The organism is Bradyrhizobium sp. JYMT SZCCT0428, assembly GCF_018131075.1.
Classification (GTDB): domain Bacteria; phylum Pseudomonadota; class Alphaproteobacteria; order Rhizobiales; family Xanthobacteraceae; genus Bradyrhizobium.
In genome coordinates, this window is sequence record NZ_JAFCLS010000041.1 from 58870 (window position 1) to 79291 (window position 20422).

Annotated in this window: 21 protein-coding genes and 1 pseudogene; 2 read left to right on the forward strand and 20 right to left on the reverse strand. The window is 57.0% G+C overall.

All coding sequences use genetic code 11. The annotated features are described in order from the left end of the window. Positions 1–40: 40 nt before the first annotated feature. The 3 genes from JQ575_RS32450 to JQ575_RS32465 form a co-directional block, all read right to left on the reverse strand. Positions 41–316 carry a hypothetical protein gene (locus JQ575_RS32450; RefSeq protein ID WP_212037246.1) on the reverse strand — a complete coding sequence of 92 codons (276 nt, stop codon included), beginning with the start codon at positions 314–316 and terminating at the stop codon, positions 41–43. Between the two features lie 602 nt (positions 317–918). After that, the gene (locus JQ575_RS32460) at positions 919–1089 is read right to left on the reverse strand and encodes a hypothetical protein (protein WP_212037247.1); all 171 of its coding nucleotides are present in this window, start codon (positions 1087–1089) and stop codon (positions 919–921) included. Between the two features lie 130 nt (positions 1090–1219). Then, complete coding sequence (locus JQ575_RS32465) at positions 1220–1387, reverse strand: hypothetical protein (RefSeq protein ID WP_212037248.1); 168 nt, start codon at positions 1385–1387, stop codon at positions 1220–1222. A gap of 144 nt (positions 1388–1531) precedes the next feature. Here JQ575_RS32465 and JQ575_RS32470 point away from each other — a divergent pair, with 144 nt between their 5' ends. After that, positions 1532–1690: a hypothetical protein gene (locus JQ575_RS32470; protein WP_212037249.1), complete on the forward strand. Its 159-nt coding sequence runs from the start codon at positions 1532–1534 to the stop codon at positions 1688–1690. 109 nt (positions 1691–1799) lie between these two features. Here the strand turns inward: JQ575_RS32470 and JQ575_RS32475 are convergent, their stop codons facing one another. Together JQ575_RS32475 and JQ575_RS32480 are read right to left on the reverse strand one after the other, a co-directional pair. Further along, positions 1800–2030, reverse strand: coding sequence for a hypothetical protein (locus tag JQ575_RS32475; protein WP_212037250.1), 231 nt, complete (start codon positions 2028–2030; stop codon positions 1800–1802). 2095 nt (positions 2031–4125) lie between these two features. Then, entirely contained in the window at positions 4126–4272 is a 147-nt protein-coding gene (locus tag JQ575_RS32480; RefSeq protein WP_212037251.1) for a hypothetical protein, read from the reverse strand. Positions 4273–5758: 1486 nt separating this feature from the next. On the opposite strand from JQ575_RS32480, the gene JQ575_RS32485 reads away from it, so the two are divergent. Then, the gene (locus tag JQ575_RS32485; RefSeq protein WP_192740466.1) at positions 5759–5962 is read left to right on the forward strand and encodes a cold-shock protein; all 204 of its coding nucleotides are present in this window, start codon (positions 5759–5761) and stop codon (positions 5960–5962) included. Positions 5963–6782: 820 nt separating this feature from the next. Here JQ575_RS32485 and JQ575_RS32490 read toward each other — a convergent pair. The 15 genes and pseudogenes from JQ575_RS32490 to JQ575_RS45085 form a co-directional block, all read right to left on the reverse strand. Continuing rightward, complete coding sequence (locus JQ575_RS32490; protein ID WP_212037252.1) at positions 6783–7625, reverse strand: HD domain-containing protein; 843 nt, start codon at positions 7623–7625, stop codon at positions 6783–6785. A gap of 235 nt (positions 7626–7860) precedes the next feature. Next, a complete protein-coding gene (locus tag JQ575_RS32495) occupies positions 7861–8637 on the reverse strand; it encodes an SDR family oxidoreductase (protein ID WP_212037253.1) in 777 nt (258 codons plus the stop codon). A 176-nt stretch (positions 8638–8813) separates the two neighbouring features. Further along, positions 8814–9029, reverse strand: a complete 216-nt coding sequence (locus tag JQ575_RS32500) for a dodecin family protein (protein ID WP_212037254.1) — start codon at positions 9027–9029, stop codon at positions 8814–8816. A gap of 77 nt (positions 9030–9106) precedes the next feature. Further along, positions 9107–10492 carry a wax ester/triacylglycerol synthase family O-acyltransferase gene (locus JQ575_RS32505; protein ID WP_249167053.1) on the reverse strand — a complete coding sequence of 462 codons (1386 nt, stop codon included), beginning with the start codon at positions 10490–10492 and terminating at the stop codon, positions 9107–9109. Continuing rightward, a complete protein-coding gene (locus tag JQ575_RS45075) occupies positions 10383–11594 on the reverse strand; it encodes an alpha/beta fold hydrolase (protein ID WP_249167045.1) in 1212 nt (403 codons plus the stop codon). The genes JQ575_RS32505 and JQ575_RS45075 overlap by 110 nt, the downstream gene beginning before the upstream one ends. Then, on the reverse strand, positions 11584–12279 hold the full coding sequence (locus JQ575_RS32510) for an ABC transporter ATP-binding protein (protein ID WP_212037256.1): 696 nt from the start codon (positions 12277–12279) through the stop codon (positions 11584–11586). The genes JQ575_RS45075 and JQ575_RS32510 overlap by 11 nt, the downstream gene beginning before the upstream one ends. Beyond that, positions 12279–13031, reverse strand: coding sequence for an ABC transporter ATP-binding protein (locus tag JQ575_RS32515; protein WP_212037257.1), 753 nt, complete (start codon positions 13029–13031; stop codon positions 12279–12281). Before JQ575_RS32515 ends, JQ575_RS32510 begins: the two co-directional genes overlap by 1 nt. After that, positions 13028–14329 carry a branched-chain amino acid ABC transporter permease gene (locus JQ575_RS32520; RefSeq protein WP_212037258.1) on the reverse strand — a complete coding sequence of 434 codons (1302 nt, stop codon included), beginning with the start codon at positions 14327–14329 and terminating at the stop codon, positions 13028–13030. Before JQ575_RS32520 ends, JQ575_RS32515 begins: the two co-directional genes overlap by 4 nt. After that, positions 14326–15273: a branched-chain amino acid ABC transporter permease gene (locus JQ575_RS32525; RefSeq protein WP_212037259.1), complete on the reverse strand. Its 948-nt coding sequence runs from the start codon at positions 15271–15273 to the stop codon at positions 14326–14328. Before JQ575_RS32525 ends, JQ575_RS32520 begins: the two co-directional genes overlap by 4 nt. A gap of 76 nt (positions 15274–15349) precedes the next feature. Further along, a complete protein-coding gene (locus tag JQ575_RS32530; protein WP_212037260.1) occupies positions 15350–16582 on the reverse strand; it encodes a branched-chain amino acid ABC transporter substrate-binding protein in 1233 nt (410 codons plus the stop codon). A gap of 249 nt (positions 16583–16831) precedes the next feature. Then, complete coding sequence (locus JQ575_RS32535; protein WP_212037261.1) at positions 16832–18544, reverse strand: long-chain fatty acid--CoA ligase; 1713 nt, start codon at positions 18542–18544, stop codon at positions 16832–16834. Between the two features lie 248 nt (positions 18545–18792). Further along, positions 18793–19773, reverse strand: coding sequence for an ERF family protein (locus JQ575_RS32540; protein WP_249167046.1), 981 nt, complete (start codon positions 19771–19773; stop codon positions 18793–18795). Beyond that, positions 19728–19949, reverse strand: coding sequence for a hypothetical protein (locus JQ575_RS45080; protein ID WP_249167047.1), 222 nt, complete (start codon positions 19947–19949; stop codon positions 19728–19730). The genes JQ575_RS32540 and JQ575_RS45080 overlap by 46 nt, the downstream gene beginning before the upstream one ends. Before the next feature lie 28 nt (positions 19950–19977). Further along, complete coding sequence (locus JQ575_RS32545; RefSeq protein ID WP_212000121.1) at positions 19978–20205, reverse strand: hypothetical protein; 228 nt, start codon at positions 20203–20205, stop codon at positions 19978–19980. Positions 20206–20287: 82 nt separating this feature from the next. Further along, positions 20288–20422: pseudogene (locus JQ575_RS45085) on the reverse strand (endonuclease); the annotation flags it as partial.

Genomic DNA, 20422 nt, shown 5'->3' on the forward strand with positions numbered 1-20422 from the left:
TTCAGCTCGAGCTCGACCAACCGGCGGATATCTTGCACGATCATTTGTTGTCCTTGCGGCGCGAAGAATCGAGCAAGCCTTGCGGCGGCGGCGTCTGGGAGTCTGATACAGTTGGATCTAAAACAGGATTAGTTTCGGCTTGTCTGTTCCGGGTAAATGCAGGACCAAGGAAGCCTACCACCACAAAAACGGCACCCGCGATCATAAGCCAATGCGGCAATTCGATCGACGAAAGCAGGTCCATCTCTTTCCCCTTCGCCTTCAGCCCGATCTCGGCCAGCCGGCGGATGGCGGCGCGAAAGAACAAAGCTGCCAAGCAGAATATATTAGTTTGACGGCTCTGTCGTTGTGCGACCCGGACGCTTCTCGGGTTCTCCGATGCTCATCGTAGCACTCCGGTGTGAGTTCACCATGAAAGTCCGATATTAACCTCGGTTAGCGCGTTGGAAGTTAATTCTGGAACCGCTGGACGCCCTTGTACGGCTTATCAGACGCCCCATCTTCGCCTTGGACGGGTGGCACCATAGGCAGCGGATGGGTTTCCAGCCAAAGCTGGCGCGGCAAACCGACTGGTTCTAGGCCGGCTGTCGCCCACCAATCTCTTTGTTTGCTGGCGCGGTGCAGCTCGCGATGATGCGCCCGGCACCGCGGTATTGTAAATTCGTCGCTGACCTTTTGGCCGAGCCCGCGGGGCTGTGCAAAAAGCAAATGGTGTGGGTCATACGGCTCGCGGCCGCTGACAGCGACTTCTCGGGGTTCTGGATTTCCGCCTGCGCTTTGGCGAGGGCGGCGTCTATGTTGCTGATCGACTGCCTTGCACGTTGCATCGGCAACCCCGTTGAAAAAGGCGAGGCGCTCACGAGCGGTCAGGAGTTCGACCTGGATCGCTAACAGGAGAGCGGCGGCGACAAGCTGGGTTTACAGATGGGCGGAGAAGTCACAAAACACATCCACCAAGTCTAGGTTGTTGATTGCATTCGCCGGAGTCGTTCGTAGGTCCGCCACCGCATCCACCTCGCGCGAACCCGCTTCAGGCTTCGGATAGTTGCGCAGCTCGCGCGCGGCGCGGTCGGGCAATGCGTAGGGCAATCCGCGCAGCTCAAGGCGGCGCTGATGTCGACCAGCGGCAGCTGTGTCACGCCTAAACGCCGTTTGTAGTCATAGAGGAATTAGCGCTCGATCACCCCCGACTTCTTCTCACCCTTGGGGTGCAACCTGCTCACCCTTTAATGAACGCAAGCACGGCTTGTTGCTGTTTGTCGGAGGTTTTCACCCGGCTGAGTGAAGCTCCGGCAGGAATGCCGTCCAGCCCAGTGTTGGTGTTGATGACGCCGCCGGAGACGGTTTCGAGTTCCGCATCGTTCAACAAAGCTACCTCATTGCTCATCGTCCCGCTCCACGTGTGGCGACTTGTGCGCCGTTGATCTGGAGCGAGTATGCCCGGACAGCCAACTGCGAATATGTGACCTTCAGCACAGATGACGCAGGGCCGCCCAGGGCATGATCGGACAACCAATTTATGGAGGGCGTCATGATCGAATACGAAAGCCAGTGCATCTCTGACGACGAGCTCGATATCGTTGTCGGAGGACGCAAAGCCGGCGAGGGACAGAAGGATTTTTCGACTGTTTCACCTCCGCCGACGCCAATTCAAACTATTATTGGATGGATAATCGCTGTCTTTAAATGAACAACGCTCGGTAAGAGGGCCTTTTGCGGCGCTCTATTGTTAGGACAGGCGCAGCGGCAGCTCGGTGATGATTCCGCGTGCGACGGCTGTGCACAAAACCTCTGCTATGCTATTTTTCGCTTCCCGAATAATTGGAATCGGTGCGCAGTTCGAACGTCCCCAGCCGAAATTCATCGGTTTCCATCGGTGTTCGGACGAGAGTGAAAGCAGCGGTGGGGTGGTTTTCCCAAACCCATAGGTCGTCGGCTGTTATCGTCAGCCAGCCGAACTTAAACATGTATCGGCCTGGATCTGTAACGCGCCCCACCTGTGCCCAAGTCAGCTTCTTAATATCCGTCATTCGAATTCGTCATCGCGTTCCGTGCACAGTTCTCAACCAACTGGAGAAGGGGTTAGTTCCGAGCCCCTCCATCGGAGACGACATCGGTGGGTTCTTGCTGAGGCTGCTGGATATGCCAAATACTGCCGCCATGGATCGGTCGGCGCCGACGGTTGAGGAAGCTACCGCCGGGCCTGCGCGGGGCAGATACGCGCCCAACAACGCGGCTACAAATCCAACGCGCCCGTTTTATTAGGCCTCGGTCGGTTCGACATAGGGGTGAAGCGAAATTGTACTCCCGATTACCGCCAAAAGCTAGTGGATCAGTTTGATTGGCAGCCTCCGATGCCTAGGAATCGACGGGTTCCGGGCGCATATTGATTAGATGCCGCTCGGCACTAAGACCACGGTAGTCTTTGCCTGCCCCAAATGCAGTCGGGTTTACCGCGCCATGCAAGAGCGGCGTTCGCCCAGCCGATTTGGGATTTTCAAATGCTGGAATTGTAGTGCCGAGATTTACCGATGGTCCAGCTATTACGATTATTTGGACTGGAGGCAGGTTAAACCAAACGACCCGTCGGGAGATGGAAAGTTAGTTGACCCATCCCAAAACCTGAACGCGACCCCGACCATCTCGCCAAATCGATCATAGACATCGCGACGGGGGAGCAGCCTGACCGTGACCCAAGAGGAGCACATGCGGGCGCTGATCGTGGCAAGTGTTGACGACTTTTTTTCTATGCGATCCGGCGCCTCGGGAAAACTGACGGGGTGAGAGGGCTTGGCGTCCTATTGTTTCGCAACAGGGGGATTTACTTCAGAGCCGGCGGTGGCGCGGAGGGCTCGTCGCGGGTACGGTTCCCAATCTCTGAAGCCGCCGCGCAGTGGCCGGCCCAAAGCTTGGTCCCTTTAACCGTTCCAACGAGCTTGCACGCTTCTGCTGCTTTTGGCTTCACCTGAAAACGAGCGGTTAATGGCCCACCTTCGGTGGCGAAGGAGCCTGAGCCTTCGTTCGAACAAAAAAATACCGCAGCTAGAATGATCAAAACTTCTGCAGGAGATATCGCGAGGTTTCGAGCGCAAATTTCTTCGCCTTCATTGGCCCGTGGATCTTCCCGATGCGGATGCGATCGTCCTATAAGGCGAGCTTACGCGCGGCGACTTCCGAATTTGCATATTAGGCGGGTGTCAGCGTTTTTCATCGTCTGACCTTGGGGCCGAATACAATGCTACGCCTCTCGCAAGAGCCTCTTTGTAAACAGCCTTCATATCCGGATTGCTTAAGAGTTCGTCGGCGGGACTAAACTTTGTGTCGGCTTGCCATTCCGCGCCGGGCAACGGTAGGGGTAAATCCCACTCCTTCGTGACGTAGGCAATCCGATCGGTTCGCCGGCCTCGGCTCATCCATTCGACGTATTTCCTGAGCCGGTTCATGTTTTCCACCTCTATCGTGGTTCCGAGGAAGACCCTGGCATTTCATGCCACTAGCGAATCCCTCATGTGCACGGTGGGCATGGTGGAGCGCTACAGTGTTTCGTGGCTGGGGAATGCTGTCTTCGCATTCGGGCGATGCCTTTAGCGGGGAAACTCATTTGGTAGAATTCCAAGGCATTGTTTCGACTGCCTGCCAGTCTGAGTAAGAGTAAGGCCCGGACCAAGCACAGACCTGTGTGCGGCAAATTTGGCAGTCAAAGCCACCCTTCTCGGCCATCGAGGTTTGCACGGCTTGGTAGCCCGCGCTGCATTGCGGGCAAACGAATACAACAATTGTTCGACTGCCTCTTCCCACTCGGTAGACCCTGCATGCTGTGGCGCCAGCCTTGGCTTGGATTGATCTCAAAGAGATTAAGCGTGGCGACTTCGCGGTGCTAAGCGTTTGAACCGCGCCTTCTTTTGAGCGCCGTTCTGATCTCGAGCGATCGCGATTTTCAACCTTGCGGCGCGGTCGCGTACCCCACCTTTTGAACGGCCAATTTGCTGTGAGATCTCCGCCAAACTCAAGCCGGCCAGCGCCAAGGCGCGCAATCTAACATCCTCGGCGGGCGTCCATAGATCCTGTCTCATTTTTCGCCCTGAGCCTTGCTGCAAGCGTGCTATTCTTTGTAAGACCAAGGGCTCATTTGCTGGCTCTAACCAGCCGATCTAATAGGCTGCCGACAATGAGAAGAATTCGTTCGGCCTCCTTGGTATCGCCCTTCTTTAAGGCCTCCATGGCCTGCCGCAGGCCGGCTTGCATCTCATCAAGCGTTTTTTTTAGTGGCATTCTGCTGTCCTCTGACATTTTGTGCCAGCCTAGCGCAGCCTAAGCGCGCGCGAAAGCCGCCCCTGAGGGCTTGGCATCGTCACCCCGGGACCCGCGCGGACAGGGGCGTGACCGTTCGGAGTTAGCGCGACAGGTTAAAGCGGCTAATCCGGCGCGTCGCGGATGACCGCTGGCGGTGAGCGGCCCCAGCAGTGTTTTTGCCCTCGCTGCGGCCGTTTCCGTTAAGCGGCCCGAATTTGAAGCGCGCAAATGAATGAGGCACCGCCTTTGCTTGTGCAGCGTGTTCTCTCGTTCAGGGAAATCGGTTGCAAAAAAATTCACGATGGCACCCTGACGATTGCATCCAGCAGTTCACGGCCAAGCCTGAATCGACCCGGCATTTGCAGCAGATATGGTCGGGCGGTTGGGGCGCTCCAGGTCCATTTGGCGGGCGGCGGTGGAAAGATCAGGACCGATCACGCCCCGTTCGAAGTGGCTCAGAAAGAAGCCGTCTATGCGACGCGCCGACGTCGGGTCAATTGGTTTTCCTAAAGCTCGGGGGAGCTTGCGAAGATCCTCGTGCTTTAATTGAAGAGTGCCCCATAAGCGTCTGGATTCTCTTCGAGTTATACCCGTTTCCGATCCACAGAGAAGCGTGCGCGTGTCGCGTCGCGGTCGATGATCTTGGCGTGCAACTCTGCTTGCCAACCCATAAGACGCTCGGCGGTGTTGCACACTTAGCACACCAACCTCAAAAGTGTTCGGCCGTCGGGTGTATGTTCAAAATTCGGCAGACCTAGCGGAGAGCGCGAGATAGGTTTGCTTTCTTTACGAAACTTCCGTTGCGTCGCGGGGCGTGTGGTGAGTTTTCAAATTACAGTATTGAAGGTATTAGCCGGTCATCCGGGCGGACGCGCCTCACTCGCCGAGCTTAGGCGCGCGGTAGCTATCCTCATGACCAGCGGATCGGACTGGACCGACCGAATGAGACGCTTAGCTGCGCGCGCCCCAGGCCTCGAAATATTCAGTCAATCATTTGTCCTGCGCGATGATGCGGGCTGGCAAATCACCGATGCCGGTCGAACCTTTCTCGCTTCGATCGAAACTCCGAACCAGATGACGGTCAACGAACAGCCGACGGAAGCCGATGTTGCAAGGCCGGCGCCGCCGCCGGCGTTGCCGCCGATTAGGCTGGTTGCCGTAAGCCGGCGCGGCCGACGTCGTCGGGTGCGGGACCGGATGCCGCCTTCCGCCGTTGCTTAATTTCTCTTGCAGCGCGCGCCCATTTCGCACCCCAGGGAGGGCAACAAGGAAGGTCCGCCGATTCTAGCCGGCGGGAGACCAAATTTTAATTGCCTGCAGTTAGCTTGGTGACAATCGCGGCATGCACCCAAAAGAGAGTAATGCGTAATGAAACCCGCCGGAAGGCATAATCCGGCGGGGTTTTCTTGCCGGCATGTCCCGATCAACTTAGGCTGCCGGCATTGGCTAAATGGAGGATGTCGACGTGGCGACGGGTACTGTGAAGTGGTTCAACGCGACCAAGGGTTTTGGTTTTATTCAGCCGGACGGCGGGGGCAATGACGTATTCGTCCACATCTCGGCCGTGGAGCGGGCCGGCCTCAGCAATCTGAACGAAGGCACCAAGGTAAGTTATGAAGTGAAGGAAAACCGGGGAAAAATGTCGGCGGAGAATCTGAGGGTCGGCTGACGGCGACAGAATCCTTGCGAGTGTAGTCAACTTGCTAAGCGCCCGACGGGTGAGGAAGCTACCGTCGGGCCCGCGCGGGGCAGGTACGCGCCCAACAACGCGGCTACAAATCCCAACGCGCCCGTTTCATTAGGCCTCGGTCGGTTCGACATAGGGGTGAAGCGAAATTGAACTCCCGATTACCGTCAAAAGCTAGTGGATCAGTTTGATTGGCAGCCTCCAATGCCTAGAAATCGGCGGGTTCCGGGCCCATATTGATTAGATGCCGCTCGGCACTAAGACCACGGTAGTCTTTGCCTGCCCCAAATGCAGTCGGGTTTACCGCGCCATGCAAGAGCGGCGTTCGCCCAGCCGATTTGGGATTTTCAAATGCTGGAATTGCAGTGCCGAGATTTACCGATGGTCCAGCTATTACGATTATTTGGACTGGAGCCAGGTTGAACCAATTGACCCGTCAGGAGATGGAAAATTAATATGACCATCCCAAACCCGCCCGCGACCCCAGCCCGCCCGCCATTAGCGGGCCATCCCACCGGGCCCTTATCGGTCGATGATCTTAACCGGGCGGTGGCAATCCTCATTTGCAGCGGGGAGAATTGGACTAATCGGAACGGTGAACAGGCGAGCTGTCTTTACCTTTGTCCGGATAGAGGTGGACCTAGCGGAACTTCTCGGCCGCACTGAGGCCGTCTTTTGCGTCGCAACGAATGCGTGCCAATCAACTCCCGGATCGAGCGGAGGAACGGCAGTATTTGGCTTCAGTAAATCATCGCGGGAGCGAAACACTGGGCCACGCGTGATCACTTTTAAAACCGATTCCTCAACGCTGAGGTCCCATCAGGCGGTGGGCATGCTCCGCACACAGGATGTGATGATGGAGGTTGGCTATCCACTGACGGCCGGAAACCGTCATATTCAAGTATTTGATACCGTCGTCGAGGTGCATTGAGACATTGTTCCAAAAGAAGGCTGGATACTTATCGATAAGATCGGCTGGCGACGAATACCCGAGCTGTCGATTCATGCCGATCTCTTCAAACTCAGAATAAAGGGCATTTGCTTTCCGCGAGTACATGGGGTCGCCGAGTTGTCCTATGAGATCCGCAGCCTGCACCAACCTCGGCTCCGCATCATCTGCAGAGCTTCGATCCGGCCGAGGTGGAAAACGGGTACACTCGATTGCTTCCGCGATCCGTGCGGCATCGATGGTCGGAGAGTTTCCGAGACGTTCAAAAGCAAACAGCTTCGAGCGATCGACATGATAAGGTGTCAGGGCTGCATCTGAAGCGCCGCGAGGAAGCTTAACTTTTTCTCCGCTCCGATCCACAACAAATTCCGTCTCAGTATCGCCACTCAGCGCGCCGCGCATATAACCGATGTCATGCAATAGGCATGCTACGATGAGATGATTGTAGTCCGCAGGCTCAATTCGTTTGCAGAGCGTTAAGCCGTGTAAAATGTCGCGCCCGACCATCGTGACTAACAATGTATGCTCAAAATTATGATAGGGAGCATCGCTCCGTCCGAGGAATTCAATCGTACTGCGCGCCAAAGAGCCAAGACGCTCTGCCTGATCATCATGCGCCGGCCCAAAAATGCGCCGAAAATCCTTGGCCAGAAATTTACCAAGCTTGTTGGCCGCCAATGCTGTGATCGTCTTCACTGACATTCTCCAGGATCGACGTGTCGCTATGCCTTTTTCGCCATGCTCGGCTCCTGAATGTGAGCCGTCGTAGGGGAGAAGAACTTTCATACAAGACCAGCCCCTCGGGCGGCTAACTTGAGACGTTATCTGAAGCGTGCCGTCATGTTCCGCGGATCGAGGGGGTACAACGTCCTTTGGCTAGGTGCCCCTGAGCAAGCTTTGGAGTCGGCTGCATGTATTCCAAACGGTTCACCTATCCTGTCGTCGCCAATCCACCATCTACCACCACAGTCGACCCACAAACGAAACCGCTGGCGCGGGAGGCCAAATACAAAGCGACGCCTGCCATATCTTCCGGACGCCCCCAACGCCGCATCGGTGTGTGTCCTTCGATCACTTCGCTTTCGTCCTCGGGAATCGCGTCTGTCATTTTTGACGGAAAGTAACCAGGCGCGATGGCGTTTACTGCAATGTGATTTTTTGCAAGATATTTTGCCATCATGCGGGTGAGGTGGAGTATCGCTGCCTTGGACGCGGCATATGAATAAGCTTCGAGATGCGATGTTCGCATGCCTTCGATTGATCCAATATTGATAACGCGCGCAAAATCGTCTTCGGAGCCAGCAGCCTGCAGCAACTTTAACACCCGCTGCGTCATGAAGAAGGCCGACTTCACGTTCAGGTCCATCACCTTATCCCATCCAGATTCGGGAAACGTAGCGAAATTCGCTCCCCAGCTGGCGCCTGCGTTGTTGACGAGAATATCGAGCTTGTCCTCGCGCTTTTCGATTTCGGTGCCAAGCCTGTCTATTTCATCGAGACGAGAAATGTCGCCGGGGACCGAGATACATTCGCCGGATTTCGACAATTCATTTGCGAGAGCGTCGCATGCATCCGCTTTACGCGCGGTGATGTAAACCCTCACGCCATTCTCTACATAAGCGCGCGCAATCATTTCACCGATACCACGGCTTCCACCGGTCACCAGAGCAACCTTGCCCCGCACGCTGAACAGCTCTCCAATCTTCATGGCCCGTCTCCAAAACGATCGCTAGGCGGTCGAAGTCATCGATTATGCGACCCACGCCATACCTCGCCGAGCAGAATGACCAATCCCACGAAGCGCACCGCAGGCAAATCCGTGAGGACAAGCCAACGACCTGCCATGGCAACGATTGACTGTACCGATGTCGTCCGTGGCGCAGGCTACTGGTTGTCCTCGAATTTAAACGAAACCTTGACCTTGGCACGGTACGCTTCAATCTTGCCATCAGTGATCTGCATATCGAGTTCGACTACCTCGGCTACCCGGAGATCTCGCAAGCTTTTCGAAGCACGCTCAACGGCACCGCGCGCGGCTTCTTCCCAAGACTCGGTGCTTGTACCTACCAATTCGATAACCTTATAAATGCTGCTGGCCATGGCTTTACCCTCCTGTGATTTGATACGATTTCGCGCGAGCCGTTTTTCGTCCGCTGGCGCAAATATTTCCCCCGGACCTATGCGCTCTTGGCTTCCCTGATCTCGATCTTTCGTGCCTTTGCCTGCTCTGGTCCGCCCGCCGCCCTTCTCAGGCGATCGAATTCATCGATCAAAAACTCCACCAGTTTCTCGATATCAGGAACAGCGGCTCGGCAGGCGATCAGTCCGAAATCCAGATTATCCTGATAGCTCTGCACGGTGATGTTCAGGACGCTGCCGTTCGATGGAATCGAGACCGGAAAATAATTCACCATCCTTGCGCCGGCGCAGTACAGCGGCTCCTTTGGTCCGGGCACGTTTGAAATCAGGACGTTCACGATTGCTGGCAGTTGCTCGGCAAGTTTAGCTTGCCCCATCAAGCGCGCCATCCCGGTGATAATGATCGGTGCTCCCAGCCACGTCAGGTCAGCCGGAATGACATCACGAATATCCTCCAGCCGCTTCTTGGAGTCGGTGGATGAGGCAACGATGGCTTCCAGACGACGGATCGGATCGGCAATGTCCGTGGCCAGGTTGCAAAGCATCGCCGTGACCTGGTTATTCATATCGGCGTTCCCCGCTTTTCGCAGCGAGACCGGCACCGCCGCGATCAGCGGGCCATCGGGAAGCCCCTTCCGTAGCTCTAGATAGCGCCGTAATGCACCGGCACTGATCGTCATCACAACGTCGTTTATCTTTGACTTTGTGAGCTTTGCCACGGCCTTTGCGTCGCGAAGGGAGAGGGTGCAGGTTCCGAACGACCTCTGGCTGGAAAGTGACACATTGAAAAGCGTTTTCGGTGCAAGCGGAAGCATTCGAGGGGGATTAGCTAGGTCCTGCGTAGCGCGCTGTCCCACTTTTGCGATCGCCTTGGCGAGATCGGGCCAGGATTCGTAGAAGGCGCGCTGTTGATTGAAAAACTTGGCGTAGGAGTCGCTGATCAGCTCGAAGATCTCAGGTGCTCTGCTGTCCTTGGCTGGTGGCGATGGAAGCGGCGCGCGTTCCGGTTCGGGCGAGGGGCTGAAGATGATCGGAAGCGCAGCCATTCCTGCGCCACCGTCGATACCGGCGTGGTGCATCTTGATGTATACGGCGAAGCCGCCAGCCTCGAGACCCTCAATTACATAATACTGCCATAACGGTCGGGCGCGATCGAGCAGGATCATGTGCAGCCGCGCCACCAGTGTCTTGAGCTGGTCTTGCGTTCCGGGTTTTGGCAACGAGGTGTGGCGAAAGTGATAATCAAGGTCAAGATTGTCGTCGTGCACCCAGACTGGATGATCGAGCTGAATCGGCGCCAGCGCCAGCTTGCGCTCAAAGAAAGGAACAAGATGGAGGCGGCTCTTGAGATGGTCGCGGAACATCACGAAGATATCGGTATCTGCCGGAGCGGGCCCGAAGATTGCCAGTCCGGCAACGTGCATAGGAGATTCCGGTGTTTCTCCGTAAAGGAAGCTGGCATCGAGTGCTGACAACCTGTCCATGGCTTTCTCCATCCGATTCGAGGGCCGTGCCGGAAAGCGTCCCGGCGGCCTGCGCAGAAGCTATCTGCTCTGTTCCACAAATCTTCGCTCGCTTCGAGTTTTGGTCGGCCTTCTTGCAGTGCGCCGCGATTGCCTCGACCAGAACGGGAATGAGACCGGCGGCATTATCGTGGCCCATCCCGGGGATAACCATGAGGCTCGATCCCGGAACCGATGCGGTGGTATGTCTGCCGGCTTCGACGGGTACCAGCGGATCGTCAGCGCCGTGAAGTACGAGCGTTGGAACGGAAAGCCTCTTGAGCATCTCGACACGCGAGCCGTTTGCCAGGATCGCGGCAAACTGGCGTCCGATTCCCACGGGATAGTAAGACCGATCGAAGGCGGCGCCGACCTTGGCTCGCAGCTCCTCGTCCGGCGTCGGATAGCCTGAACTACCGATCGCTTTATCGATTTTGACGCGGTGCTGAATCGCAAGCTTGCGGTCGCTGCTATCCGGACGGGCCTGCATGATCGCAGCCATCGCTTCGGGTTTCGCCTGTGGCAGACCGGGGTCGCCACTCGACGACATAATGGAAACCAGACTTCGTACGCGAGTGGGATATTTGGCCGCGACGATCTGCGCAATCATGCCTCCCATGGACGCCCCGACAACGTGGGCGTTCTCGATTGCCAAGCGATCCATCAGCCCGACGGTATCTGCGGACATATCGGTCAGGTCATAAAGTGGATTTAGTTTGCTCCCAGCTATCAACCGTTGCAGGACCGCGCCGGGGTCGATCGATGGCGCAGATTCGAACTTGGTCGACAGCCCGACATCTCGATTGTCAAAGCGAATAACGCGGAAGCCCAGAGCGGCAAGGTCGTCACAGAATGCCTCCGGCCAGGCAATCATTTGCGTGGCAAGGCCCATAACGAGGACGACGGCCGGATCGCTCCGATTGCCTCGATCGTCGTATGCGATCTCAATTCCATTGGCTGAAGTGACCGGCATCGATAATCCACTCAACTTGCGGGCGTCGAAAATGCCCGGTTCAAACCTCAAGCCATTCCCTTCGAACCGCGTCGTTGCTCGTCAAGTTCGCGGGTGTACCCTCAAACACAATGCGACCATGGCCCATGACGTACACGCGGTGCGATATACGCATCGCGATGGAGAGTTTCTGTTCGACCAGCAGAATTGCCACGCCACGACGCGCGATTTCCGCAATCAGGTTGCCGACCTGATGAACAATGAGCGGCGCCAGCCCTTCAGTGGGCTCGTCGATCATGATCAGTTCGGGATCGCCCATCAACGTACGACACATAGTGAGCATCTGCTTCTCACCGCCAGACATGACGCCAGCGTCCGTATCCGCACGCGCGGCGAGGTTAGGGAACATGTCCAGCATGTCGTTGAGCCGCCATTTGCCAGGCTTGCGCGGGTCTTTGATCCCGAGCATCAGGTTTTGACGCACAGTAAGCCCAGGAAAAATATCGCGATGCTCTGGAACATATCCGAGGCCGAGTTGGGCGATTTGAAAGCTCGGCTTGCCCGCGATGTCAGCTCCCTTGAACCGGATGGTGCCCTGTGGCGGCACTTCTCCCATGATCGCTTTGACCGTCGTCGAACGCCCTACACCGTTCCGGCCCAATAGGCTTACGACTTCACCAGCATCGATCCGCAGGTCAACGCCCTGGAGAATATGGCTCTTGCCATAATAGGCGTGCAGGTCCTTGACCTCGAGCATCAAGCTGCCTCCTCGCCGAGATAGGCTTCCTTGACTTTGGGATTCGAGCGAATCTGGTCCGGCGTTCCGGTCGCAATGATGTGGCCGTAGACCAGCACCGAGATTCGGTCGGCGAGGCCGAACACGACGCTCATGTCGTGCTCGACGATCACCAATGTTCGTCCTTCGGTGAGGCGACGAATCAGCGAAACCGCCCGCTCCGTTTCCGCATGGCTCATGCCTGCGGTAGGCTCGTCGAGAAGGATGACGTCGGCGCCGCCCGCAACGGTAATGCCGATTTCCAGCGCGCGCTGTTCGGCATATGTTAGCAGCCCCGCCGGCACGTCGCGGCGTGCAGCGAGGCCGATATCAGAGAGAACTTGCGCCGTTCGGTCGCGGACCTCTTTTAAATTGTCGATGTTCTTCCAGAACGAGTAATGATGACCGTCGGTCCACAGGACTGCGCAACGCAGATTTTCCCATACACTCATGTTTGCGAACACGTTAGTAACCTGAAAACTGCGCGAGAGGCCGCGACGATTAATCTGGTAGGGCGGCAAACCGTTAATTACCTCGCCCCGAAGCGCCACCGTTCCCGACGTCGGTCTGATATAGCCGCTGATGAGATTAAACGTTGTTGATTTTCCAGCACCATTGGGGCCAATGAGCGCGTGCCGTTCGCCCTGTGACACGCTTAAGTTCAGGTCGCGGATGATCGATATGTTGCCGAAGCTTTTTTGAACGTCCTTCACTTCTATGGCGGGCGCGGTCATGCGTGGTATCCCCTTTCATGGGCTGCCGAGAGCGCGTCGCCCCAAGCCTGTGCAAGCCGCCGCCAGGTCAGTCGCGCCGCGAAAGATCCGGCGACAATCAGGAACAGAGCAATGATCCACGTGATCGGGCTCGAGGCGTTGAAGTTCACGCCGAAGGCTTTGATGTTTGGGTCATCGCCCGCATGCACGGTGTGATGCACGATCGATTCTGTCGCAAGAACGAGACCTACTACCAATGCAAGTGTTGGAACGAGCGCTATCAAATAGGACGGCAACATTTTGCCCAATGTGCCGCTCTTAAGCAGCGGCCGGTGCATCATCAGAAGCCCTGTGAGGCCTCCGGGCGCAAACGTTACGACCGCTATGAAAAACAGTCCGAAGTAAAGCTGCCAGACCGATGTCAGATCGCTCAAGCTCAGCGATAGCACGGTAACGAATATGGCTCCGACAATAGGTCCAATAAAATAGCCAATGCCGCCGATATACGTCGAGAACAACACAGTGCCGGACTGCAAGGCGCCGAGATAGGCCGAGTTGGCGATTTCAAAATTAATCGCGGCTAGAGCGCCGGCAATGCCGGCAAAGAAGCCGGCAAAGCAGAAGGCCAGATAACGAACGACGTGGGGGTCGTAGCCAACGAACTGAACACGTTCTGGATTATCCCGCACCGCATTGCACATGCGGCCAAGCGGGGTGCGCGTCAGCGCATACATGGCGATGACCGCCAGCAATGTCCACGCAGCGATCAGATAGTAGATCTGAATTTGAGGCCCGAAATTCCAGTCGAAAACCCGAAACAATTTGGTGCGGTTCGCTGAGATACCAGCTTCTCCTCCGAAGAACGTCCGCAGGATCAGAGCCGACGAGGCGATCAGTTCGGCGATGCCAAGCGAAATCATTGCGAATGCCGTTCCGCTGCGCTGGGTCGAGACCCATCCAAGCAGCGCAGCGAAGAATAGTCCGGTGAGGCCACCGATAATAGGAACCAAGGGCAACGGGATCGGCAGTTTGTTGGCGCTGATAATATTGATGACGTGAATCACCAGAAAGCCGCCTAAGCCGTAATAGACCGCGTGGCCGAACGAAAGCAATCCGGTCTGGCCGAGCAGAATGTTGTAGGATAGAGAGAAGATGATCGAGATTCCGATCAAGCTGAAGGTTGTCAGCGCGCCCCCCGAGCCGAAAATTTTCGGCAAAGCCAGCAGTATCAGTCCTGTGACAAGCCAGATCCCATAGAATCTCAGCTTTTCGCTCAATGCGGGGTAGGGCGGCGCTACACCTGAAGTCACTTCGCTCATGTTTCACGCGTCCCCAGCAGACCCATTGGACGAAAGATCAGAATGAGTACCAGCAACATGTAGGGCATGATCGGTGCGATCTGGGCGATCGTCACGCTCCAGATGTCGGCCAGCCAGGACTGCGCGTAGGTCGGACTCAGCGGACCAAACGCGCCCTCGAGAGAGCCATTCATGGAGACCGCGAAGGTTTGGACGAGGCCAATCAGCAATGACCCAATGAAGGCGCCCGGCAGCGAACCGAGCCCACCGACGACAACGACCACGAACAGGATGGGTCCGAGCAGTGCAGCCATGTTCGACTGCGTCACCAGCGCGGGACCTGCGATCACGCCGGCGACGGCGGCGAGGGCTGTACCGACGCCGAATACCAGCATGAAGATGCGTCCGACATTGTGGCCGAGATGGCCAACCATATGCGGATGGGTGAGCGCTGCCTGAACGATCAAACCGACACGAGACTTCTTGAGAACCAGTAGCAGGCCAACGAAGATCGCGATCGACACCAGCAGCATAAACATCTTGTAGGCGGGGTAATTGGTGGAGAAGATTGTGAAGGCAGGAAAATCCAGAACAGACGGAATGCGGAAATCGACCGGACTCTTGCCCCAGATAATCTGTACGAGCTCCTCGATCACGAACGCCAGGCCGAACGTGAACAGGAGTTCTGCGACATGACCGTTCTTGTGAACCTGTCGCAGACCAAATCGCTCCACCGCTGCACCAAGTCCCCCTGCCAGCAAGGGAGCGACGAGTAGCGCGGGCCAGAAGCCAAACCACCGGCTAAGCTGGAAGCCGAAAAACGCGCCCAGCATGTAGAAGCTCGCATGCGCGAAATTGAGAACACCGAGCATGCTGAAGATGACGGTCAAGCCGCTTGCCATCAAAAACAGCAGCATTCCAAACAGAACGCCGTTCAGCGTCGATATGACGATAAGTTCGAGCACGCTCCACCCCCCAAGAGATGAGCCGACCTCGCTCCGGCGAACGCTGGAGCGCAGGAAGTTTGCGCGGTGACGACGGTTAGTTCGGGCGCTCCATCTTGCAGGTGGTGGGGAGCATGGTCTGCTCAGGCTCGATCTTTGCGGCTAGCCGCCAGCCCCAACCGGTCTTTTCCTCGTCGAACGGCTCCTTCTCCGTGCGATCGCCGAATGAAGCGATATACATGGGCTGGAAGAACTGGTGATCATCCTTCCGCATGGTGCCCTTGCCGCCGTCATAGACGTCGAATTCCATGCCTTCGAGCGCTGCCGCGACCTTGACCGGATCGAGCGACTTGGCCTTTTCGGCTGCGGCCGCAAACATTCGCATCTCGTTGACGACGCGCGGATAGAACAGGCTGAAATCGTATTTTGCGCGTAACGCTTTCTCGAAAGTGTCTGCGGCAGGATTGCCGAGATTTGGAATACCCTCAGCGATCTGGAACACCTGATGATTGAGATTGGCCTGCTTGATCGCGGTGGGACCGCCGGTGCCGCCCGCATAATAGGTGTACCAATTCACCTTGAGTCCAGCATCGGCACTAGCTTTGAGGAGGAGCGCAAAATCCTGTCCCCAGTTGCCGGTTATGACGCTGTCAGCACCGGACGCCTTGATCTTCGCGACATACGGTGCAAAGTCAGTGATCTTCAGCAGCGGATGCAGTTCGTCGCCGACGATCTGTATGTCCGGGCGCTTCGCCTTCAGCATCGTCTTCGCTGCGGAACGAACCGACTCACCAAACGAATAATCCTGGTTAATAAGGTAAAGCTTCTTGATGGCTGAAGCGCTCTTCATGTAGTTCGTGAGCGCTTCCATCTTGATGTCTGAATTTGCATCCCAACGGAAATGCCAGAAGCTGCACTTTGCATTGGTGAGCACCGGATCCACAGCGGCATAATTGAAATAGAGGACCTCTTTACCGGGATTACGTTCGTTGTATTTTGCTACGAAATCCGTCAGCGCGCCGGCGACTGACGACCCGTTGCCCTGGGTGATGTAGCGCACGCCAGCATCGATCGCCTTCTGCGCCTGAATCAAGCTTTCCTGGGGATTGGTCTTATTGTCGAGTGGTACGATCTCGACCTTCTTGCCGAGAATGCCGCCCTTGGCATTCAACTCGTCAGCGAGAAACTGGAAGGTCTTGAAGCCGACCTCGCCGACGCTGGCACCGCCGCCCGAGAGCGGATCGATATAGCCGATTTTGACCGTCTCTTGCGCAAGAGCCACACCGCCGAGCACCGGCAACAAGGCAGCAGCTATTATCCACTGACGCATGGCACTCCTCCCTCTTGGTCGCTCTTCGTAGGCTTACAAGCACCGCCAACCGCGAAACGACAAACCGGAAGACGAATGCAGGTGCCTTCTGTTTCGCGAGTGTTGTCCAATCGTGGGAATGCCGCAAGGAAATTAATCGAACCGACGTTTGAAGTGTCGGACTGGGACGCTGGCATCCCAGTAGATTAGGCAGCAAGAAAATGTCCGTGCGAAGGTTACCGCAGGCCAGCATGTGATTGCCGGAAGCGTTCAGGACGATCTGTCTTGAGCGCGGCGTCTGCTGGCCTCTTCGTCGTATAGCTCCTTCTTGGATAGCTTGCCGACGGCTGTCCTCGGCAAGGCATCTCGAATTTCGATCGCGCTGATCATTTCGTGCTTGCCGAGTTTGTCTTTGAGAAAATCCTTCATTTGGTCGAGCGTGATGGCGCTTGAGTGAGCCTTGAGCTTCACAAAGGCCTTGGGTGATTGACCCCGGTAATCATCGTGGATTCCGATCACGATGACTTCTTCAATGCCTGAATGCTGATAAATCGCTTCTTCGATGATGCGCGGGTACACGTTGAAGCCGCCGCATAGCAGCATGTCCTTGGTGCGGTCGACGATGAAGACATATCCGTCTTCGTCCATGTATCCAACGTCGCCGGTTCGAAGAAAGCCGTCCTTCGTCATCGTCTCCTTTGTTGCGTCCGCGCGCTTCCAGTACCCCTTCATGATGTTGGGCCCGGCAATGCAAATCTCACCTTTTTCACCCAGCCCAACATAGCAAGACGGATCGTCGACGTCGGCAAACTTGATGGTGATGCCAGGGATCGGGATCCCGCACGAGCCAGGCTTCACCGCCCCCTTCAATGGTGTAAATGTACCGGTGGGCGACGTTTCGGTCATGCCCCAGCCTTCGGCAAGCCGACACCCGGAAATGTCCTGAAAGCGCTTCTGCACCTCGAGAGGAAGGGGGGCCCCGCCGGACGCACACCATTTGATTGAAGAGAGGTCAAGATTTTCGACACCGGGATAGTTGATGATCGCGACATACATCGTCGGTACGCCTGGAAAGACGGTAACTTTCTTTTCGCATATATCCTTGACGACCGCAGCCGTGTCGAAACGCGTGTGCAAGATCAGCTCGGCGCCGATCCGTAGTCCCATCAGCATGTTTACCGTCAACGCATAAATGTGAAACGGCGGCAGGACGGCAAGAATCCGCTCGCGGCCTTCGTCGAGGAGCTGCGGGTGCGTGTGGGTCGTCTCCACATACTGCGCGGTCGCGCACGACAGATTGGCGTGCGTAAGCATCGCGCCTTTTGGAAGTCCGGTCGTACCGCCAGTGTATTGAAGTACCGCGACGGACTCACGCAGGTCGGCGATCGGATGCTCCGCATACTTGCCGTCGTTTTCAAGGAATAACTCAAACGTCACATGCCTGTTGTCGTTAGGAACGGCCGCGATTTCATCATTCTTCAGCATATGATCGCGCACGGCCGTGGGCGCGGGGGTCATCTCAGCTACGTTGCCGACCACAAGGATTTTCAGCCGTGTCGTTCCGAGCAGCCGGCCCATCTGCGGGTACAGTGCCTTAAGGTCCAGCGTCACGAGTATGTCGGTCTCACTGTCGTCAACCTTGTGCTCGAGAACCTTTTCCGCATCCAGGGGCGAGTAGTTGACTACCGTGCCACCGGCCTTCATTACGCCAAAGAAAGCGATGACGTAGTGGGGCGTGTTGGGCAGGTAGAGCCCGACATGCACGCCAGGGCGCACACCCAGTTTCTGAAATCCTTTCGCGGCCCGATTGGAAAGGTCGCTGAGATCTCGATAAGAGATCCTTTTGTTCATAAAATCGAGAGCCGGGTTGTTTGGCCACCTTGCAACTGATTGCTCCAAAATCTGCGAAACCGGCATCGTCGCTAAGTCCGCGTCCCAGCGGACGCCCGGCGGATACGACTTGATCCAAGGTGCAGCAGGCATGACCCATTCCTATCCACTGCGCGCAGGGCTGGTGCTACGTTGCGGTCTATCGTCGCTTTTCGAATGATCAATGATCGTCGCGATCGATCGATTTGACAAGCGTTGTTCGCCACGTGGCCGGTATATCGATGTGGCACCGAAACAGCGAGCGTGGCCAGTCAGCGATTGCGTCTTGGCGAGCAGCGATGACAAATCGGTTGTCGCAAGTCGAGCTGCCGTCCTATCAAATCACATTGAGGTCAAGGGTGTTATTTTCCGACCAGGCCGATGCGACTGGGCGGCGCAGTAGGCGCCCCATCTTCGTCTTGGACGGGTGGAACGACAGGCAGCGGATGGGTTTCCAGCCAAAGCTGGCGCGCCAAACCGACTGGTTCTAGGCCGGCTGTCACCCACCAATCTCTTTCTTTGCTGGCGCGGTGTAGCTCGCGATGATGCGCGCGGCACAGCGGCACCGTAAATTCGTCGCTGACCTTTTGGCCGAGCCCGCGGGGCTGTGCAAATCGCAAATGGTGTGGGTCACACGGCTCGCGGCCGCAGACAAGGCAGGGGTGGCTAGCCACAAAGCGCAGGTGCTGCCGGTCTCGCTGCCGTTTGGTCTCCGGCAGGGTTAGCACGCTCTTGTCGATGCGCGATCGGACCTCCGGGGTCGCCGTGGCTTGTTGCAGTTCGTCTGACGCGCTATCCGCATCCGACGTCATTTGGCCGTCCGCGAGCCGGACCTGAAACGCCGCCCTTACCTTGTCGCCATCTACAGGCGTCAGGGAGTTTGCTTTTGGCCAGGCTTGCAGGGTCCAGGCATCCAGATCGTCCATGAGTCCCAACCCGTCGAGTTCGGCCAGCAACTGATCCCGCAGTGTTGCCGAGGCTTCAGCCGGCAGGACGCTGACATGAGCACCGTTGGCACGCTTGCGGGCGCTTTGGAACGTTTTCGCTGGCGGGTTCGTACCGGATTGCGGCGGCCCGTTGCTGGGCGCTAGCTCCGCGTCCGGAGCATCGAGATCGTCATCGCCGGCGATCCCGACCAGGGTAAAGAGGCCGTAGCGCCGGGCATAGGTGAGGGCAGAGCCCATCCGGTGCGGGGCCGCGGTATCAGTGACGGGACAGACCGGCCAGTCCGAGGCTAGCCATTCGCCGGAAGCATGGAGAAGGGTGGTGGTGAGTCGGATCAGACCGGTCTCAGGCTCTATCGCGGTTGCCTGACGGTCGCGATCTCGTGCTTGCTGAGGCATTTTCGGACGATATCCAGTCCACTTGCCAGCGAGGCATAGCGAAAGGTACGGCTCTCCTCTCGCGGGAGCGCCGAAGGGATGGTCGCCGTCAGCGACTTTTCCGGGTTCTGGATTTCCGCCTGCGCTTTGGCAAGGGCGGCGCCTATATTGCTGATCGACTGGCTTGCACGTTGCATCGGTAACTCCGTTTAAATAGCGGGGTCGCTAATGGGCGGTCAGGAGTTCGACCTGAATCGCCAACACGAGAGCGGCGGCGACCAACTCGGCTTCCAGATGGGCGGTAAAGTCGCTCAGAAACGCATCCTGCGGGCAGGCGGACCGGAGTGCGCGCAGCTCGCACCAGAAAGCGGACAGCAGCTCAAAGGCTGCGGCATATCCCTCCGGGGGATCGCAGGACGGGTCGAGATGGGCAAAGTCGAAGGGCGACTCCATGGGGCGCATCCACGTCCTAACCTTCTGCGAGGGCTTCGCTCCGACTTCCAACACGTCGCCCGATTGGAAAGCTCGGCGGCGGCTATTCGGCGGCCTGAAGTTCAAAACTGATGGCGCCCGACTTGGAGCGCTTGGCGCGCACGCCGTGCCCTTTGGCCTCTTTCGCGTCCTCTGGAACCAGCTTCTTGAGCTCGCCTTTGGCGGCTTCGTGATCGAG

Excerpts from the sequence above, each read along its gene's own strand:
- JQ575_RS32505 (WP_249167053.1), bottom strand. The coding sequence starts at position 10,492 with ATGCACGTTGCCGGACTGGCAATCTTCGGGCCCGCTCCGGCAGATACC.
- JQ575_RS32530 (WP_212037260.1), bottom strand. The coding sequence starts at position 16,582 with ATGCGTCAGTGGATAATAGCTGCTGCCTTGTTGCCGGTGCTCGGCGGT.
- JQ575_RS32480 (WP_212037251.1), bottom strand. The coding sequence starts at position 4,272 with ATGCCACTAAAAAAAACGCTTGATGAGATGCAAGCCGGCCTGCGGCAG.
- JQ575_RS32510 (WP_212037256.1), bottom strand. The coding sequence starts at position 12,279 with ATGCTCGAGGTCAAGGACCTGCACGCCTATTATGGCAAGAGCCATATT.
- JQ575_RS32500 (WP_212037254.1), bottom strand. The coding sequence starts at position 9,029 with ATGGCCAGCAGCATTTATAAGGTTATCGAATTGGTAGGTACAAGCACC.
- JQ575_RS32475 (WP_212037250.1), bottom strand. The coding sequence starts at position 2,030 with ATGACGGATATTAAGAAGCTGACTTGGGCACAGGTGGGGCGCGTTACA.
- JQ575_RS32540 (WP_249167046.1), bottom strand. The coding sequence starts at position 19,773 with ATGCCTCAGCAAGCACGAGATCGCGACCGTCAGGCAACCGCGATAGAG.
- JQ575_RS32535 (WP_212037261.1), bottom strand. The coding sequence starts at position 18,544 with ATGCCTGCTGCACCTTGGATCAAGTCGTATCCGCCGGGCGTCCGCTGG.
- JQ575_RS32470 (WP_212037249.1), top strand. The coding sequence starts at position 1,532 with ATGATCGAATACGAAAGCCAGTGCATCTCTGACGACGAGCTCGATATC.
- JQ575_RS32515 (WP_212037257.1), bottom strand. The coding sequence starts at position 13,031 with ATGACCGCGCCCGCCATAGAAGTGAAGGACGTTCAAAAAAGCTTCGGC.
- JQ575_RS32495 (WP_212037253.1), bottom strand. The coding sequence starts at position 8,637 with ATGAAGATTGGAGAGCTGTTCAGCGTGCGGGGCAAGGTTGCTCTGGTG.
- JQ575_RS32545 (WP_212000121.1), bottom strand. The coding sequence starts at position 20,205 with ATGGAGTCGCCCTTCGACTTTGCCCATCTCGACCCGTCCTGCGATCCC.
- JQ575_RS32520 (WP_212037258.1), bottom strand. The coding sequence starts at position 14,329 with ATGAGCGAAGTGACTTCAGGTGTAGCGCCGCCCTACCCCGCATTGAGC.
- JQ575_RS45080 (WP_249167047.1), bottom strand. The coding sequence starts at position 19,949 with ATGCAACGTGCAAGCCAGTCGATCAGCAATATAGGCGCCGCCCTTGCC.
- JQ575_RS32465 (WP_212037248.1), bottom strand. The coding sequence starts at position 1,387 with ATGAGCAATGAGGTAGCTTTGTTGAACGATGCGGAACTCGAAACCGTC.